The organism is Sphingomonas sp. LH128 (genome assembly GCF_000293195.2).
In the GTDB taxonomy this organism is placed as follows: domain Bacteria; phylum Pseudomonadota; class Alphaproteobacteria; order Sphingomonadales; family Sphingomonadaceae; genus Novosphingobium; species Novosphingobium resinovorum_A.
Map to the genome: position 1 here is coordinate 1 of NZ_ALVC01000129.1, position 16,287 is coordinate 16,287.

General features: G+C 65.8%; 15 protein-coding genes. 10 read left to right on the forward strand and 5 right to left on the reverse strand.

The window, feature by feature from the left end; all coding sequences use genetic code 11:
* From LH128_RS11115 to LH128_RS11125, 3 genes are all read left to right on the forward strand, one after another.
* A partial coding sequence (locus LH128_RS11115; RefSeq protein WP_008829722.1) for a 2-oxoacid:acceptor oxidoreductase subunit alpha occupies positions 1 to 1,399 on the forward strand: 1,399 nt, incomplete at its 5' end.
* 35 nt (positions 1,400 to 1,434) lie between these two features.
* A complete protein-coding gene (locus LH128_RS11120; RefSeq protein ID WP_008829723.1) occupies positions 1,435 to 2,448 on the forward strand; it encodes a 2-oxoacid:ferredoxin oxidoreductase subunit beta in 1,014 nt (337 codons plus the stop codon).
* Between the two features lie 58 nt (positions 2,449 to 2,506).
* Positions 2,507 to 3,457 (forward strand): metal-dependent hydrolase, encoded by a 951-nt coding sequence (locus tag LH128_RS11125; RefSeq protein WP_008829724.1) that lies wholly within the window; start codon positions 2,507 to 2,509, stop codon positions 3,455 to 3,457.
* On the opposite strand, the gene LH128_RS11130 is transcribed toward LH128_RS11125, so the two are convergent.
* Positions 3,414 to 4,103: a phosphatase PAP2 family protein gene (locus LH128_RS11130; protein WP_231958200.1), complete on the reverse strand. Its 690-nt coding sequence runs from the start codon at positions 4,101 to 4,103 to the stop codon at positions 3,414 to 3,416. The two genes, LH128_RS11125 and LH128_RS11130, sit on opposite strands and share 44 nt — an antisense overlap.
* 66 nt (positions 4,104 to 4,169) lie before the next feature.
* Between LH128_RS11130 and LH128_RS11135 the strand changes: the two genes are divergently transcribed.
* Together LH128_RS11135 and LH128_RS11140 are read left to right on the forward strand one after the other, a co-directional pair.
* Complete coding sequence (locus LH128_RS11135) at positions 4,170 to 5,537, forward strand: cryptochrome/photolyase family protein (protein ID WP_008829726.1); 1,368 nt, start codon at positions 4,170 to 4,172, stop codon at positions 5,535 to 5,537.
* A gap of 254 nt (positions 5,538 to 5,791) precedes the next feature.
* Positions 5,792 to 7,099: a class I SAM-dependent methyltransferase gene (locus tag LH128_RS11140; protein WP_037519070.1), complete on the forward strand. Its 1,308-nt coding sequence runs from the start codon at positions 5,792 to 5,794 to the stop codon at positions 7,097 to 7,099.
* Positions 7,100 to 7,257: 158 nt separating this feature from the next.
* Here LH128_RS11140 and LH128_RS11145 read toward each other — a convergent pair whose 3' ends face one another.
* From LH128_RS11145 to purF, 3 genes are all read right to left on the reverse strand, one after another.
* Positions 7,258 to 7,596, reverse strand: a complete 339-nt coding sequence (locus tag LH128_RS11145; RefSeq protein WP_008829728.1) for a PilZ domain-containing protein — start codon at positions 7,594 to 7,596, stop codon at positions 7,258 to 7,260.
* A 77-nt stretch (positions 7,597 to 7,673) separates the two neighbouring features.
* Entirely contained in the window at positions 7,674 to 8,384 is a 711-nt protein-coding gene (locus LH128_RS11150; protein ID WP_008829729.1) for an SDR family NAD(P)-dependent oxidoreductase, read from the reverse strand.
* Positions 8,381 to 9,826: an amidophosphoribosyltransferase gene (purF, locus tag LH128_RS11155; RefSeq protein ID WP_008829730.1), complete on the reverse strand. Its 1,446-nt coding sequence runs from the start codon at positions 9,824 to 9,826 to the stop codon at positions 8,381 to 8,383. Before purF ends, LH128_RS11150 begins: the two co-directional genes overlap by 4 nt.
* 682 nt (positions 9,827 to 10,508) lie before the next feature.
* Here purF and LH128_RS11160 point away from each other — a divergent pair.
* From LH128_RS11160 to LH128_RS11180, 5 genes are all read left to right on the forward strand, one after another.
* Positions 10,509 to 11,750, forward strand: a complete 1,242-nt coding sequence (locus LH128_RS11160) for a lipoprotein-releasing ABC transporter permease subunit (RefSeq protein WP_008829731.1) — start codon at positions 10,509 to 10,511, stop codon at positions 11,748 to 11,750.
* Positions 11,743 to 12,426 (forward strand): ABC transporter ATP-binding protein, encoded by a 684-nt coding sequence (locus tag LH128_RS11165; protein WP_008829732.1) that lies wholly within the window; start codon positions 11,743 to 11,745, stop codon positions 12,424 to 12,426. The genes LH128_RS11160 and LH128_RS11165 overlap by 8 nt, the downstream gene beginning before the upstream one ends.
* Before the next feature lie 155 nt (positions 12,427 to 12,581).
* Positions 12,582 to 12,860, forward strand: coding sequence for a hypothetical protein (locus LH128_RS11170; protein ID WP_008829733.1), 279 nt, complete (start codon positions 12,582 to 12,584; stop codon positions 12,858 to 12,860).
* A gap of 9 nt (positions 12,861 to 12,869) precedes the next feature.
* Complete coding sequence (locus tag LH128_RS11175; RefSeq protein ID WP_008829734.1) at positions 12,870 to 13,376, forward strand: glutathione peroxidase; 507 nt, start codon at positions 12,870 to 12,872, stop codon at positions 13,374 to 13,376.
* A 118-nt stretch (positions 13,377 to 13,494) separates the two neighbouring features.
* Positions 13,495 to 14,886 (forward strand): carboxylesterase/lipase family protein, encoded by a 1,392-nt coding sequence (locus tag LH128_RS11180; protein WP_008829735.1) that lies wholly within the window; start codon positions 13,495 to 13,497, stop codon positions 14,884 to 14,886.
* Here LH128_RS11180 and LH128_RS31365 read toward each other — a convergent pair.
* Positions 14,883 to 16,043 carry a GGDEF domain-containing protein gene (locus LH128_RS31365; protein ID WP_327195136.1) on the reverse strand — a complete coding sequence of 387 codons (1,161 nt, stop codon included), beginning with the start codon at positions 16,041 to 16,043 and terminating at the stop codon, positions 14,883 to 14,885. The two genes, LH128_RS11180 and LH128_RS31365, sit on opposite strands and share 4 nt — an antisense overlap.
* Positions 16,044 to 16,287: the final 244 nt, after the last annotated feature.

Consider the following 16,287-nt stretch of genomic DNA (forward strand, 5'->3'; position numbering starts at 1 on the left):
CGCCCGCGCCCGCCGGCCGCTGGTCGACTGGCTCCATGCCAAGTTCGCGAAGGCGCCGGTGCTGGCCGAGGCGAACATCGCCGCGCTCAACGCCGGGCATGCCTATGGCGAGACGGCGGAACTCACCGGCCCGCTGCGCAAGCTGCATATCGATCCGGTGCCGACCGAGCCGGGGCTCTACCGCACGGTGACCGGCGCGGAGGCGATTTCGCTCGGGCTGGTGGCGGGGGCGCAACTGGCGGGGCTGGAGATGTTCTTCGGCGGCTATCCGATCACGCCAGCTTCGGCGGTGCTGCATCACCTCGTGAAGATGAAGGAGTTCGGCGTCACCACCTTCCAGGCCGAGGACGAGATCGCGGCCATCTGTGCGGCGATCGGCGCGTCCTATGCCGGGCAGCTCGGCGTCACGTCCTCGTCGGGGCCGGGCATCGCGCTCAAGGGGGAGGCGATGGGGCTGGCGATCATGACCGAACTGCCGCTGGTCATCGTCAATTCGCAGCGGGGAGGGCCGTCCACCGGGCTGCCGACCAAGACCGAGCAATCGGATCTCTATCAGGCAGTCTACGGGCGCAACGGCGATGCCCCGCTGCCGGTGATCGCCGCGCGCTCGCCTGCCGATGCCTTCGAATGCGCGATCGAGGCCTGCCGCATCGCCACGCAATTCATGACGCCGGTGATCCTGCTGACCGACGGCTACATCGCCAATGCCTCCGAGCCGTGGAAGGTGCCTGATCCCGGCGGCTTCAGCCCGTTCCCGGTGGAATTCCTGACCGAGACCAACAACCCGGAAGGCAAGCCCCTGCCCTTCAGGCGCGACCGGCGCGGAGCGCGGCCGTGGATCAGGCCGGGGACGCCGGGGCTGATGCACCGCATCGGCGGCATCGAGAAGGCCGTGGATACCGGCAATATCGACTATGCCCCCGACGTCCATCAGGCCCAGACCGACGCGCGCAAGGCCAAGGTGGACGCCGTCGCGGACGCCGTGCCGCCGCAGGAGGTGGCGCTCGGGGCGGCGTCGGGAAAGCTGGCGGTGGTCGGCTGGGGCTCTACCTTCGGGCCGATCCATCAGGCGGTGCGGCGGGCGCGGCGCAAGGGGCTGGACGTCAGCCACATTCATGTCCGCCACATTTGGCCGCTACCCCGGAACCTTGGCGAACTGCTGGCCGGGTTCGAGCAGGTCGTGGTGCCGGAGATGAACACCGGGCAGTTCAAGACGGTCTTGCGCGACCACTTCCTGATCGATGCGGTGCCGTTGTCCAAGACCAGCGGCCAGCCCTTCGCCATCGCCGAGATCGAGGCCGCCATCGCGACCTTCTTCGATGCGGTCCCCGGCAACGAGGGCGGCGAAGTCTCGGTCAACGAGACGCAGCTTCCGGCACCGGAAATCGAAAAGCCCTGAGCGCTTAGGCCCAATTCGTCAGGATAGATCTCATCATGAACGACATGACCCCGATCCAGACCACGCTGAAGGACTGGGAAACCGACCAGGAAGTACGCTGGTGCCCCGGCTGCGGCGACTATGCGATTCTCAAGGCGGTGCAGCGCACCCTGCCGATGGTCGGTGCGGACCCGAAGAACACCGTGTTCGTATCGGGCATCGGCTGCTCCAGCCGCTTCCCGTATTACGTCGAGAGCTATGGCTTCCACACCATCCACGGCCGCGCCCCGGCCGTCGCGACGGGGATCAAGCTGGCCAATCCCGAACTCGACGTGTGGATCGTCACCGGTGACGGGGACGGCATGTCGATCGGCGGCAATCACACGATGCACGTCCTGCGCCGCAACCTCGACTGCCAGATCCTGCTGTTCAACAACGAGATCTATGGGCTGACCAAGGGGCAGTACTCGCCGACGAGTCGGGTGGGAACGCCGTCGCCGACCTCGCCGATCGGTTCGGTGGATCGTCCGGCGAGCCCCTGCGCCTTCGCGCTGGGGGCTGGCGCAAGGTTCGTGGCGCGCGGCTACGATGTGTCCAAGGACCTGCCGGACGTTCTCAAGGCCGCCTATGCGCACAAGGGCGCGGCGTTCCTTGAAATCTTCCAGAACTGCATCGTCTATAACAAGGATCGCTTCGACGACTTCACGGCCAAGGCCGTCGCATCGGATATGCAGATCGTCTGCCAGGACGGCGAACCGCTTTTGTTCGCAAAGAAAACCAAAGGATTGTCACTCGATCTTGAGACCCTTTCGCTAAAAGTCGTCGATGTGGGCGATGGCGACTGGCGGGCGGCGGGAGTCGCGGTTCACAATGTGCACAACCGGGGCCTCGCGCATATGCTGGTGGAGATGCCTTTCGGTCCGTTCCCGATGGCGCTGGGGGTGATCTACGACGATCCCGCGCCGACGTTCGAAAGCGCCGTCGTCGCCGAGCGGGCGAGCCTTACGGCGGGCAAGAGCGCGGACCTCGGCAAGCTGCTGGGCAAGGGGCAGACCTGGACGGTGGAGTGAGGCTTGTAATGTCGCATCGCAAACCCGATAAGGTTCGCGATGCAAATACCTGCCATTCATGGATAATCTGACGCACAGCCTGGTCGGCTGGACGCTCGCCGAAACCGGGCTCAAGCACCGGACGCGCAAGGGGCTGGCGGCCTGCGTACTCGCGGCGAACATGCCGGATATCGACGTATTCTTCGGCAGGGCTTCCTGGGCACCGCTGGCGATGCACCGGGGTTTCACGCATGGGCTGGTCGGCGGGGTGTTGCTGATGCCGCCGCTGCTGGCGGGACTGCTCTGGCTGCTCGACCGCTGGCAGGCGTCTCGCGGTACCACCTTCCGCAGCGGGTTGCCGATGCGGTTCGGATGGCTGCTGGCGCTGTGCTATCTCGGCGCGCTGACCCATCCGCTGCTCGACCTGCAGAACACTTATGCGGTGCAGCTGCTTTCCCCGGCCAGCGGGCGCTGGTTCCACACCGACGGGCTGTTCATCGTCTCGCCCTGGTTGCTGGCAATGATGGGCGCGGGGCTTTGGCTGGCGCGCCGTTGGAAGTCGCCGAAGCCCGCCGTCGGGGCGCTGGCGGGCGTGATCGGCTTCATTGCGCTCAACATCGGGATTTCCGCCATGGCATGGTGTGCGCCGCGGCAGAAGGACTCGGCCTTCAATCCCGACCGGATATTCGCCTCGCCCGAGCCTGTGCTGTTCTGGCGGCGCGACATGATCTGGCGGCAGGAGGGGCGCATCTCCTACGGCCGTTACGATCCGCTCCGTGATCCGGTGGGGCTGGTGTCCGCCGAGCCGTCGATAGCCGACAACATGGCCGACCCGCTGGCGCGCAAGGCCGCCTTCGCCACGCCGGAGGTCGTCAAGTTCCTCGCGTGGTCCCAGCTGCCGATGGCGCGGATCGAGCGGCAGGGGTGCAGCGCCGTGGTGACTTTCGGCGACGCGCGGTTCACGGGGCCGCGTCTCAGCCGCAACTTCAATGTTTCGGCGAGGGTTCCGGTGGACTGTCCAAGTCGCTGATCGCTTCGGCAGCAAGCTGCGCGGGGCGCTGGAACAGGGCGCAGGCGAGGAAAGCCCAGCCGGCACCGCCCAGCCATCCGGCGATCGCGTCGCTCGGCCAGTGGACGCCGAGCCAGACGCGGCTCCAGGCGATTGCAAGGGTGCCGACGATCGCTGCGCCGACCAGCGTGCGGTGCACCGACGAACGGTTGCTCATCGCCGCAAAGGCCAGTGCCATAGCGATATAGACGACCGCCGCGTTGAAGCTGTGCCCGCTCGGAAAGCTGTTGCCGCCCGCTTCGGTGAGGTGGGGGACGATCTCGGGGCGCGCCCGCCCGACCAGCGCCTTGAGGCCGCTGTTGACCAGCCATCCGCTCATCACGGTCAGCGCGAAGAGGGCAGCGTCGCGCCGCTGGCGCAGGAACAGCAGCGCTGCGACCGCGCCTATGGCAAATAGGTTGCGCAAGAACACGCCGCCGAGTGCCGTCACGTCGCGCACGGCTTCGAGCAGTCCCTTCGGGCCGAGCGGTTGCATAGTGTCGCCACGCCAGAACAGCAGGCCCGCCCGATCAAGGGCATCGGCATTGCCGCCGTGAACCGCGATCGCAATCGCGGCGACGCCCAGCCAGCACAAGGCGGCGGCAGGGATCAGGACTCTTCGGTTCATGGGCCGGTGCATCGAATGTGTCATCGCGCTAGGGAACGCCGGTTATCGAAGGACGTTGCCCCGCTCATGAGTTCTCCTGTCATCGTCTGGCTGCGGCGCGACCTGCGCCTTTCCGATCAACCTGCCATCGCCGAGGCCGCGCGCAAGGGGCCGGTGATACCTGTCTACATCCTCGACGACGAGACGCCCAGGCATCGCGCCATGGGCGGCGCCTCGCGCTGGTGGCTGCACCATTCGCTCGAGAGTCTTGGCGCGGCCTTGCAGGAGAAGGGCTCGCGGTTGATCCTGCGGCGGGGCCGGAGCGACGAGGTGCTGGCAAAGCTCGCCGAGGAAACCGGCGCGCAGGAGGTCCACGCGCTGCATCACTACGAACCGTGGTGGCGCAATGCCGAAAAGGCGGTGGGCAAGGTGCTGACGCTTTGCCTGCACCACGGCAACTACCTCGCCCCGCCGGGCTCGGTGACGACCGGCTCGGGCGGGCTCTACAAGATCTACACGCCGTTCTGGCGCGCCCTGCGCGAGCGGATGCCGCCGCATGATCCGCAGCGGCGGCCGCAGACGATTGCTGTGCCGTCGAAGTGGCCGGAGTCGGATACGCTGCCCGACTGGAAACTACTCCCCACCACGCCCGACTGGGCGGGCGGCATGCGCGCGATGTGGGAACCGGGAGAGAAGGGCGCGCGCAAGCGGCTGCACGCCTTCGTCGAGGAAGCCTCTGCCTATGAGGGGCAGCGTAACCTGCCGGGTGTGGAGGGCACCTCCATGCTCTCGCCGCACCTGCACTTCGGGGAGATCTCGCCCGCGCAGGTCTGGCATGCGGTGGCGGACGCGGGAGGATCGGTCGCGACGTTCCTCGGCGAGATCGGCTGGCGTGACTATGCGCAGAACGTGATCTTGCAGTATCCCGACTACGGCGGCCGCTACGCGCGCGATCCCTTCGGCGCGTTCCCCTGGCGCACCAGCACGCGCGATCTGGAGGCGTGGCAGCAGGGGCGCACCGGCTATCCCATCGTCGATGCCGGGATGCGGCAGTTGTGGCACACCGGCTGGATGCACAACCGCGTGCGGATGATCGCGGCGAGTTTCCTCGTGAAGCATCTCCTCATCGACTGGCGCGCGGGCGAGCAGTGGTTCTGGGACACGCTGGTCGATGCGGACTACGGCAGCAATGCGGTGAACTGGCAGTGGACCGCCGGATCAGGGGTGGACGCCAACATGTTCGTGCGGATCATGGCCCCGCTCACGCAGTCGGAGAAGTTCGACGCGGCAGGCTATATCCGCGAATGGGTGCCGGAGCTGGCGGACCTGTCCGACGCGGATATCCACGATCCGCCCTCGGGCAAGCGGCCGAAGGGCTACCCGGACCGGTTGATCGAGCATCGCGACGCGCGTGAGCGGGCGCTGTCGGCGTGGCAGCAGGCGAAGGGTAGCTGAAGCGATGTCGTCCCGGACTCGATCCGGGACCGGTGGCTGTCTTTAGGCGCGCGCCTCGTCTCTGGGGCTTCGACAAGCTCAGCCTGAGCGGAATTTAAAAATCTGCTTGGAATACCGCTCAGGCTGAGCTTGTCCAAGCCCCCTAGGCGCAAACCGTCACCGGTTCCGAATCAAGTCCGGGACGACGTTCTTGGGCAATCGGCTTCGCATCTTGAGCAATTGCCCAGGCGCAAAATCGAGTCCATCATCGCGCCATGAACGCACAGGCGCCGGGCAGAGGTGGGGAACTTGTGGGGGGAGGACGCGCGATCGGCGTCGGCTCCCAGTTGCTGGCGCGGCTGTGGTCGGGCGGGGTGCACCGGATTCTCGACCGCATTGATCGCGGGCTGGAGCGCGGTTCGATCATGGCGACGCTGCCCGGCGGTCAGACCCGGCTGCTCGGCGGTCGTCAATCCGGTTTCGACGCCGTGGTGGAGATCACCAGCTGGCGCGCGCTGCTGCGGCTGGCGACGGCGGGCTCGGTCGGCTGGTATCAGGCCTGGGACCTTGGCGAGTGGGACAGCCCGGACCCGGTGCCGCTCTTCGCGCTGTTCATGGACAATGCCATGGCGCTGGGAGACACCGGCCGTGCGCATGGCCCGTGGCGGCTGCTCACCCGCGCGCTCCATGCGCTTCATCGCAACACGCGCAAGGGCTCGCTGAAGAACATCCACGCGCACTACGACCTCGGCAACGACTTCTATGGGCAGTGGCTGGGCGAAACGATGCTCTATTCCAGTGCGCTCTATTCCGAAGTCGTGTCGGGGCCGAACCCTTATGCCCAGTTCGTGACAGAGCTGGACGTCGCGCAGTCGGCCAAGGCGGGCGCCATCGTCGAGCGGCTGGAGCTGGAACCGGGCGACCGGGTGCTGGAGATCGGCTGCGGCTGGGGTACGCTGGCGGCCTTCGTCGCCAGCCATGCCGAGGTGCATGTCGATGCGATCAGCCTCTCTGACCAGCAGCTTGCCTATGCGCGCGAGCGCTGGACGTTCGAGCGAAGCGACGGGCGCGGCAGCGTCGATTTCCGCAAGCAGGACTATCGCGACGTTATCGGCCAGTACGATGCGATCATGTCGGTGGAGATGGTCGAGGCTGTCGGGCAGGCTTATTGGCCGGAGTTCCTCGACTGCATCGCGCGCAAGCTGAAGCCGGGCGGGCTGGCGGCGCTGCAACTGATCTCGATGCCTGATGCGATCTTCGAAGGTTATGCCCGCAGCGCCGACTTCATCCAGACCTTCATCTTTCCCGGCGGCATGCTGATACGCGAGAGCGAGTTCCGCGCGTTGGCCGAGGAGAGGGGGCTGGTCTGGGAAGATCGCGTCGGTTTCGGGGCGGACTATGCGCGCACCTTGCGCGAATGGCGGGCGAACTTCGATCTCGCGGTGGAGGAAGGGCGTTTGCCCTCGGGTTTCGACGAGCGATTCGTGCGGCTCTGGCGGTTTTATCTGATGTACTGCGAGGGAGGATTCCTCGGCGGAGGGATCGATGTGGCGCAAGTGACGCTGGTAAAGGCGATGGGTTGAGGGGCGACCGTCGAGATCAAAAGCCCGTCATCCCAGCGAAGGCTAGGACCGTTATGACCATGATGTGTGCCATCGGGACGGCGTTGCTGATTTCAGCAGAGCCTCGCCGAAATCTCCAAATATGCCGAGAGCGATCCCAGCCTTCGCTGGGATGACGGTTAGCGCCGATCGCGGTTCCAGCGCGTCATGACCGCATCCAGTTCGTGCGGCTCCAGCAACTGCTCGAAAGCGCAGCCGACAAGCCCGTTGTCCCACCACACCACTTTCGCGGGCAGCGCCTCTTCCCTGCCGGGCAGCGTCAGCCAGCACATCGTACGCGGCGCGATGTGGCTCATCGCCGTCGCCGAGAAGCCCGAGAGCGACAAGTCGCGCACCGCCGTCTGGAAGCTCTTGGACCCGGAGGGGCGCAGCGTGGCAGGGATCGAAATGCGGTTGCGATGCGCGCTGCGATCTTCCTGCGCGGCGGCGGCGTAGCGTTCCTGCTGGGTGTGATCCATGGGCGACCTCGCGCAAATTACGACGTGTCTACAACGCCAATTTGCCCGATGTGTCCCAGTTTGGGGTTACGATCCGGTTATTGCGGCTGGTTAACGGTTTCCCGGTGGCCCGTCGCGAAACTCTCTCCGAGCAGTGCCGTGAGGCGGTCCGCCACGACTTCGGGCGGCTTGACCGAGGCCGGTGCCTCGCCCGGATAGGCCCGCGCGCGCATGGCGGTGCGGGTGGCGCCGGGGTTGACGATGGCGACGCGAATGTTCGAGGTCTTGGCGGTTTCCTGCGCGTAGCAGTCCAGCAGCACTTCGAACGCGGCCTTGGTGGCGCCGTAGGCACCCCAGTAGGCGCGCGGTGCCTGCGCGACGGTGGTGGTCAGGCCGACCACGCGCGCGTTCGGGCTCTTCTTCAGCAGCGGATCGAAGTTCGCGATCAGCGCCTGCGTCGAGAGGACGTTGGTGGTCAGCGCCTTGTTGAAGGCGCGCTGGTCGATGTCGGCGACGCTGGTGAGTTCGGGCAGAATCGCCGCATTGATTACCAGCACGTCGAGCCGGCCCCAGCGGTCCTGCACGGCACTGGCAAGGCGGGCGATGCCGTCGGGCTCGACCAGATCGACCGGCGCGATCGTGGCCGATCCGCCCGCCTCGTAGATGCGCTCCTCGACGCGTTCGAGCGCCTTGGTATCGCGCCCGGTCAGGACGACATGCGCGCCCTCAGCGGCCAGCGCGACGGCAGTGGCTTCGCCGATACCCCGGCTGGCGCCGGTGACGAGTGCGACCTGATCCTTGAAGGTCACGCTGCATCGAGTTCCGGGAAGCGGTCCGAGAAGTCGGTCAGCTTGGTCGGGTATTCGCCCGAGAAGCAGGCGTCGCAGAACTGCGGGCAGCTCTTCTTGCGCTCCGATTCGCCGACGGCGCGGTAGAGGCCGTCGATCGAGACGAAGGCCAGGCTGTCGGCCTTGATGAAATCGGCCATCGCCTCGGTGTCCATCGTCGCGGCGAGCAGTTTGGAGCGCTCGGGCGTATCGACGCCGTAGAAGCACGAGTGCTCGGTCGGCGGGCTGGCGATGCGCATGTGCACTTCGGCAGCGCCGGCATCGCGCATCATCTCGACGATCTTCTTCGAGGTCGTGCCGCGCACGATCGAATCGTCGATGAGGATGATGCGCTTGCCTTCGACGACGGCGCGGTTGGCGTTGTGCTTGCGCTTCACGTCGGCATGGCGGGCGGCGTCACCGGGCTGGATGAAGGTGCGGCCCACGTAGTGCGAGCGGATGATGCCCAGCTCGAACGGGATGCCCGATTCCTGCGCATAGCCGATCGCGGCGGGAACGCCGCTGTCGGGTACGGGGATGACCACGTCGGCGTCGGCGAAGGATTCCTTGGCCAGTTCGACCCCGATCTGCTTGCGCACCTGGTAGACCGAAAGGCCGTCCATGACCGAGTCGGGGCGCGAGAAATAGACGTGCTCGAAGATGCACGGGCGCGGCGAGGGATTGCCGAAGGGGCGGTGGCTGGAGATCGTACCCTTGTGATCGACCTGCACCATTTCGCCCGGCTCGATCGTGCGCACGAAGTCGGCGCCGACGATGTCGAGCGCGACGGTTTCGGAGGCGAAGACGATGGCGTCGCCGATGCGGCCCATCACCAGCGGGCGGATGCCCAGCGGATCGCGGCAGGCGATCATGCCCTCGGTGGTCATGCAGATCAGCGAGTAGGCGCCTTCCACCATGCGCAGGGCATCGACGAAGCGATCGACGAGCGTGGGATAGCGGCTGGTGGCGACCAGGTGGATGATGACTTCGGTGTCCGAGGTCGACTGGAAGATCGAGCCCTTGGAAACCAGATCGCGCTTGAGCGTCATCGCGTTGGAGATATTGCCGTTGTGGGCGATCGAGAAGCCGCCGTCGGCAAGGTCGGCAAACAGCGGCTGGACGTTGCGAAGCCCCGAGCCGCCGGTGGTGGCGTAGCGCACGTGACCCGAGGCCATCGAGCCGGGCAGGGTGTCCACTTCCTTCTGGCGGAACACTTGCGCCACGTGGCCGATGCCGCGGTGCGAGTGGAACTCCGCGCCGGAGAAGCTGGTGATGCCCACCGCCTCCTGCCCGCGATGCTGGAGCGAATGGAGTCCGGCTGCAGTGATGGCCGCAGCTTCCTTTGCCCCGATAACGCCGAAAATACCGCACTCTTCGCGCAGTTTGTCCCCGTCGACATCAAGGAAGGGGTGAGTCATGTTCATGGTATTTTTCCAGCCCGACTGGCGCGTCCAAACGCGACGCGCATTTGGCTGCGATCGCGTCGAAAAGCAAGGGGGAAGGGATGGGCCGTTGAGGGCGGTGGTTCCTGCGCCCGTTTGGTGACGGGAAGATGACGGGTTTGGGTGGGAAGTTGCTGCTTCAGAAACGGACCGTCATCCCAGCGAAGGCTGGGACCGTTGTGACCATGATGAGCCCTATCGGCAGGGCAGTGCGAACTTTATCCCGGCCTCGCCGAGAAGCAGCATGATGACGAGAGCGGTCCCAGCCTTCGCTGGGATGACGATGATGTTTGGACGACGACTTTGAGGCGCTTCCAGACAGTCCACTTTCCTACAGTACCCGCAATCCCATACCATGTGTTCATGGCCAGCCCGTTCACTCCCGGCAGCACAAGTTTACACCACAAGGTGACACCTCCACCCCACAAGGTGACACATCGCATTCGTAAGGTCACACCTGTCACCTCGCGCTACGCTCAAAACCCGCGCAAATCCGCGCCTCACCTGCACTCGGACATCAACGGTTCACCCATCAGACAGTGTAAACCCTGCAGACCTCCCGCATTCGTACCACCCCCTCGGGAACCATCCGTCCGCCCGCAGCTTGCCAGCACCGCCCGCGCATCCTAATGCCTCTTCACCTTTTCAAGACGGACCCCCTCGCTTGATCCTATCCCCCTTCGAATGGACGATCGCCAAGCGCTACATGCTGCCCGGAAAGGGCGAGCGCTTCATCGCTCTCGTCGCCGGCATCAGCCTCGTCGCGGTCATGCTCGGCGTTGCCGCGCTGGTCATCGTCATGAGCGTGATGAACGGCTTTCGCGCCGAACTCTTCGACAAGATCGTCAACCTCAACGGCCATGCCATCATCCAGGCTTACGGCGGCCGCCTCGACGATTGGCAGGGCGTGCTCAAGGACGTGCGCGCCACGCCGGGCGTCGTCCGTGCCTCGCCGTTGATCGACCAGCCGCTGGCCGTGACCTTCAACGGCCGCGTCGAGATGATCCAACTGCGTGGACAGACCGCCGAGGATATCGGCCGCGTCCGTGACAAGGTGAAGGTCGGCAACATAGCCGAACTCAAGCCGGGCTCGGAGAACGTGGCGATCGGCACGCAGCTGGCGCAGAACCTTGGCGTACAGGTGGGCGATGTCATCACGATCATGAACCCGCTGGGTCGCTCCACTCCGTTCGGGACGGTGCCGCGCTCGGTCGCTTATCGCGTCGCCGCGATCTTTGAGATCGGCGTCTACGACTACGACAACGCCTTCGTCATCATGCCCATCCCCGATGCGCAGACCTTGCTGCTGACGGGCGATTCGATCGGCATGATCGAGGTCACCACCAACAACCCCGACCGGGTGGGCGAGATCCTCGCGCCGCTGACGCGCCAGCTCTCGGGCCGCGCCGTCGTCACCGACTGGCGGACCATCAACGCCTCGCTGTTCGAGGCACTGGCGGTGGAGCGGGTGGCGATGTTCGTGATCCTCTCGATCATCGTGCTGGTGGCGGTGTTCAACATCCTCTCCTCGCTCATCATGCTGGTGCGCGCCAAGACCCGCGACATCGCGATCCTGCGCACGATGGGGGCGACGCGGCACTCGCTGCTCAAGGTCTTCGTCACCGCCGGCTTCTGCATCGGCGCGATGGGCACAGTGGCGGGCGTGATCATCGGCTTCATTTTCCTCTATTTCCGCCAGCCGATCGTGCATCTGGTGGAGATCCTGACGGGCCAGAACCTGTGGGACCCCTCGATCCGCTTCCTGACCGAGCTGCCCGCGCGCTCCGACCCGGTGGAGATCGCCACGATCTGCATCATGGCGCTGGTGTTCAGCTTCCTTGCCACGCTCTACCCCGCCTACAAGGCGGCGAGCACCGATCCCGTGCAGGTGCTGCGCTATGAATGATATCGTTGACCCTGTCGTCCGCCTGACCGACGTGACCCGCAGCTTCGAGCAGGGCGGGGTAAAGATCGACGTCCTGCGCGGCGTGAACCTCGAAGTCCGCCCCGGCGAGATCGTCGCGCTGCTCGGTCCCTCGGGGTCGGGCAAGTCGACGATGCTGCAGGCGATCGGCCTGCTCGAAGGCGGCTTCGGCGGCAAGATCGAGATCGCCGGGATCGACGCCAGCAAGCTGGGCAAGGACCAGCGCGCGGCGGTGCGTCGCGATCACATCGGTTTCGTCTATCAGTTCCACCATCTGCTGCCCGACTTCAACGCGATCGAGAACGTCGTGCTGCCCCAGCTGATCACCGGAAAGCCGCGTACCGAGTGCGATGCGCGAGCGACCGAACTGCTCACTGCGCTGGGCCTCGGCGCAAGGCTGGAGCATCGTCCGAGCAAGCTCTCGGGCGGCGAGCAGCAGCGCGTCGCCGTGGCCCGCGCGCTGGCCAACCGCCCGCACATGGTGCTGGCCGACGAACCCACCGGCAATCTCGACGAGGCGACGGCGGACAAGGTCTTCGCCCAGTTCCTCGCGCTGGTGCGCGGAGAGGGCAGCGCCGCGCTCGTCGCCACGCACAACGAGCGGCTGGCGGCGGCGATGGACCGGGTGGTGCGACTGCATGACGGGGTGCTGACCTGAGCGGCGCAAGCGCAGTTCTCTCATGCCCCTCCCGCTGACGGGAGGGGCAGGGGTGGGCAATCTCAGGTTCCTGATTCTTCGCCGGAACCGCCGTTGAACTCGCGGTTTTCCTTTCCCACATTGCTTAATCCAGGCGATAAGAAAGGAACCCGCCAATGAGCGACATCCCGTCCACTATCGCAGCCGGCAGCACTCCGCCTCGGAGCTTCGGCTGGGACGACACGGCCGAACTGCACAAGTGCGAGGACGGCGGCGGGCTGTTCCACAACTTCAAGACGATCCGCCGCGGCACCGTGGCGGAACTGGTCGCCTTCGTGATGGGACTGCCCGAGGCGAAGCAGGACGACTATGCGATCGAGAAGGACGGCGATCACACGATGCGCATTGGCGAGATCCGGCACTTGTCCCGCCGCGCCGATTTTCCGGCGTCTTGAGCGGTATTCGTGACTAAAGATCCCCGAACCATCGCGGATTTCACCGCGACCCTTCCCAACGGCGAGACGACCAGTCTTGCCGATCGGCTGGGTAGGGTGGTGCTGGTGGTCAACACCGCCAGCAAGTGCGGCTTCACTCCGCAGTACAAGGGGCTGGAGGAACTCTGGCGCAAGTACCGCGAACAGGGGTTCGAGATCATCGCCTTCCCCTGCAACCAGTTCGGCGGCCAGGAACCCGGCGATGCCGCCGAGATCGCGGCGTTCTGCGAGGTGAACTTTGGCCTCTCGTTCCCGCTGATGGGCAAGGTCGAGGTCAACGGGCCGGACACTGTGCCGCTCTACGACTGGCTCAAGGCCGAGGCGCCTGGGCTGCTCGGCTCCAAATCGATCAAGTGGAACTTCACCAAGTTCCTCATCGACCGCGAAGGCAAGGTCGTGCGCCGTTTCGCCCCGACCGACAAGCCCGCTGCGCTCGACAAGGAGATATCTAAGTTGCTGTCGTCGTCCCGGACTTGATCCGGGACCGATGGCGGTCTTTAGTCTGGAGCGTGCGCCGAACGCCCTGTCGAAAGGTGGGTTGTTCACGGCCAGTGGTCCCGGATCAGGTCCGGGACGACGACGTCAGGAGACCTTCTTGAAAGCCCCCACTTTTCTATCGGCCATCATTCTTGCTGCCACCGCCTGTTCACCGGCCGCCATCGCCGACCCGGTTGCCGTGACGCGCAGCGGAGAAGTCCGGGGTGAGGCGAACAAAGGCGTGGTCAGTTGGAAGGGCATTCCCTTCGCCGCGCCGCCGGTGGGTGACCTGCGCTGGCGCGCGCCGCAACCGGTCGCGGCATGGGCCGGTGTGCGTCCGGCGACTGCCTACGGCCACGACTGCATGCAGAAGCCGTTTCCCAGCGACGCCGCACCGCTCGGCACGCCGCCCGCCGAGGATTGCCTCTACCTCAACGTCTGGAAGCCGGAGGGCGCGAAGGCGCAGTTGCCGGTGGTCTTCTGGATCTATGGCGGCGGCTTCTTGAACGGCGGCGCTTCGCCGCCGACCTATTCGGGCGCCGAACTGGCGCGCAAGGGCGTGATGGTGGTGAGTTTCAACTACCGCGTTGGCCGTTTCGGCACTTTCGCTCACCCGCAACTGACCAAGGCCGATGCCGACGGCGGGCTACTGGGCAACTACGGCACGCTCGATCAGGTCGCCGCGCTCAAGTGGGTGCATCAGAACATCGCGGCTTTCGGCGGCGATCCCGCGAACGTCACGATTATCGGCGAGAGCGCGGGCGGCATGTCGGTGCACATGCTGATGACTTCGCCGCTGACGCAAGGTCTGTTCGCCCGGGCGGTCGTCATGTCCGGCGGAGACGGCACTGCGCTCGGAGCGGGCGGTCTGGCCGAGGCGGAGAAGACCGGCACGGCTTTCGCCGCCACGAAGGGCATCGCGGCCGACGATCCGCAGGCGCTGGCAAAATTGCGCGCGCTCCCGGCGGAGCAGGTGGTCGATGGTCTGAATCTCGAGGCGCTGTTCGCAGCGAAGCGTCCGGCGTTCTCCTCGCCTTTCGTCGATGGCCGCATCGCGGTCGATGTGGCGAAGGCCTATGCCGATGGCAAGTTCACGAAGGTGCCGGTGATGATTGGGGCGACCAGCGCCGACATGGGTGGCCCGGACGGTTTCATGATCAAGGGTGCCCGCGACGTGGCGCGAACGCTGTCGCAGGCAGGCGCCCCGGTCTACGCCTATCGGTTCTCCTACGTGGCATCCTCGGTGGGCAAGCCAGGGGCAAGACACGCCAGCGACATTCCTTTCTTCTTCGATACACAGACGATCAAGTATGGCGATGTCACGACGGCTCGCGACGATGCGATGGGCGGCACGATCAGTGATGCGCTCGTCGCCTTTGCCACCAGCGGCGATCCCAATGGCGGCAAGCGGCCGGTCTGGCCGCGCTACGATCCGGCCAGTGACATCATCATGGACTTCGCCGTCGACGGCGAAGCGCGCGTCGGCCACGATCCGTTGACGGCGCGCTAAGCCGAAGCGCGGCGCTCGGCGGCAACTGCCCGCAAGTCGATCGGAGGCGGGGCCGCGCGCTGGCCGGGCGTGGCCAATACCGTACGATTGCGCCCGAGGTGCTTGGCCAGGTAAAGCGCTTCGTCAGCCGCGGTGAAGCGCGCAGAGTGATCGTCGCCGGGTTCCATCATCGCCACGCCAACGCTGATCGTGCAGCGCCGCGATTCGCTTCCGCTGACATGGCTGCGTGCCTCGAAGGCGATGCGCACGGCTTCGGCGCGGGTCATGACCGCCTCGGGCGTGCGCGCCTGGATGATGGCCGCGAACTCCTCGCCGCCCACGCGAAAAACGTTTCCGGCACCCAGCGTCTCGCGCGCCACCATCGCCGCGCCGACGATCACGATGTCGCCAAAGCCGTGGCCGAGTTCGTCGTTGATCGCCTTGAAACGGTCGATGTCGAGCAGCGCCACGGCGACGCAGTCTTCGCCGCGCGGCGACCGGGCCAGCGCCTCGATGCGATCGTCGAGGGCGCGGCGATTGCCGATTCCGGTCAGTGGGTCGATGGAGGCCAGGCGATAGTGCTGTGCTGCCAGTTGCTCACGCCCCAGCGCGGTCAGGAACACGCCAAGCAGCAGGCCCTGCAATACGATCAGGAAGTTGAACAGCGCGATCGACCAGACCTGCGTTTCCTTCGGTCCGAACGGCGCGGGCAGCGAGAGCGAGAAGGGCGTGCGCAGCAGTTCGAACACGCAGAACACCGCGAAGATCCAGTACAGCGTCGTCGCCGATTGCAACTGCGGCTGGCGCATCCGCATGAATTCGCGCGCGGCCAGACCGTCGAACAGCGCGAAGAGCAGGACGCGCGGCATCATGCGCAGCTCTGCCATGGCATCGTCCGCACCGATGGTCGCCGAGAAAAGCAGCACCGCCACGCAGGGCAGCAGCATCAGCAGCGGCCGGGGCTTGCGTCCCGCCGTCACCCGCGCCGCCAGCCAGGCAGAGCCGTAAACCAGCGTCAACGCGAACCAGCCCAGCCTCAGGCCAAGCGGGCCGGGTAATATTTCCGGATAAGTCAGAAGGACACCGGCCGACACCGCGATCCCGAACGGTGCGAACTGCCAGCGCCGCTGCACCGGGCGACCGTCCTTGAACCACGACAGCAGGATGGCAATGCACATGATTGCGCCGAGTGCCGTGCTGCACGCGGCGATCGTGGTAATATCGGGCATCGGCGGCGTCAGCGATGCCTTCGAAGCGGATGCGACAGATGAGTCATCGGCGGCTCCGTTCCGAAGGTCGAATCACGTCCGGCCTCTCCGGACGTCCACATATGCACCTAACGCAATGTCGTTAACGCTTCGTGTTGGCGCGGCGCAAGAGGCTGGCGTTGCAAATCGTTGCTCGAACGGGACTTTCACGGGA

Excerpts from the sequence above, each read along its gene's own strand:
- LH128_RS11125 (WP_008829724.1), top strand. The coding sequence starts at position 2,507 with ATGGATAATCTGACGCACAGCCTGGTCGGCTGGACGCTCGCCGAAACC.
- LH128_RS11170 (WP_008829733.1), top strand. The coding sequence starts at position 12,582 with ATGAGCGACATCCCGTCCACTATCGCAGCCGGCAGCACTCCGCCTCGG.
- LH128_RS11120 (WP_008829723.1), top strand. The coding sequence starts at position 1,435 with ATGAACGACATGACCCCGATCCAGACCACGCTGAAGGACTGGGAAACC.
- LH128_RS31365 (WP_327195136.1), bottom strand. The coding sequence starts at position 16,043 with ATGTGCATTGCCATCCTGCTGTCGTGGTTCAAGGACGGTCGCCCGGTG.
- LH128_RS11165 (WP_008829732.1), top strand. The coding sequence starts at position 11,743 with ATGAATGATATCGTTGACCCTGTCGTCCGCCTGACCGACGTGACCCGC.
- LH128_RS11145 (WP_008829728.1), bottom strand. The coding sequence starts at position 7,596 with ATGGATCACACCCAGCAGGAACGCTACGCCGCCGCCGCGCAGGAAGAT.
- LH128_RS11130 (WP_231958200.1), bottom strand. The coding sequence starts at position 4,103 with ATGAACCGAAGAGTCCTGATCCCTGCCGCCGCCTTGTGCTGGCTGGGC.
- LH128_RS11140 (WP_037519070.1), top strand. The coding sequence starts at position 5,792 with ATGAACGCACAGGCGCCGGGCAGAGGTGGGGAACTTGTGGGGGGAGGA.
- purF (WP_008829730.1), bottom strand. The coding sequence starts at position 9,826 with ATGAACATGACTCACCCCTTCCTTGATGTCGACGGGGACAAACTGCGC.
- LH128_RS11135 (WP_008829726.1), top strand. The coding sequence starts at position 4,170 with ATGAGTTCTCCTGTCATCGTCTGGCTGCGGCGCGACCTGCGCCTTTCC.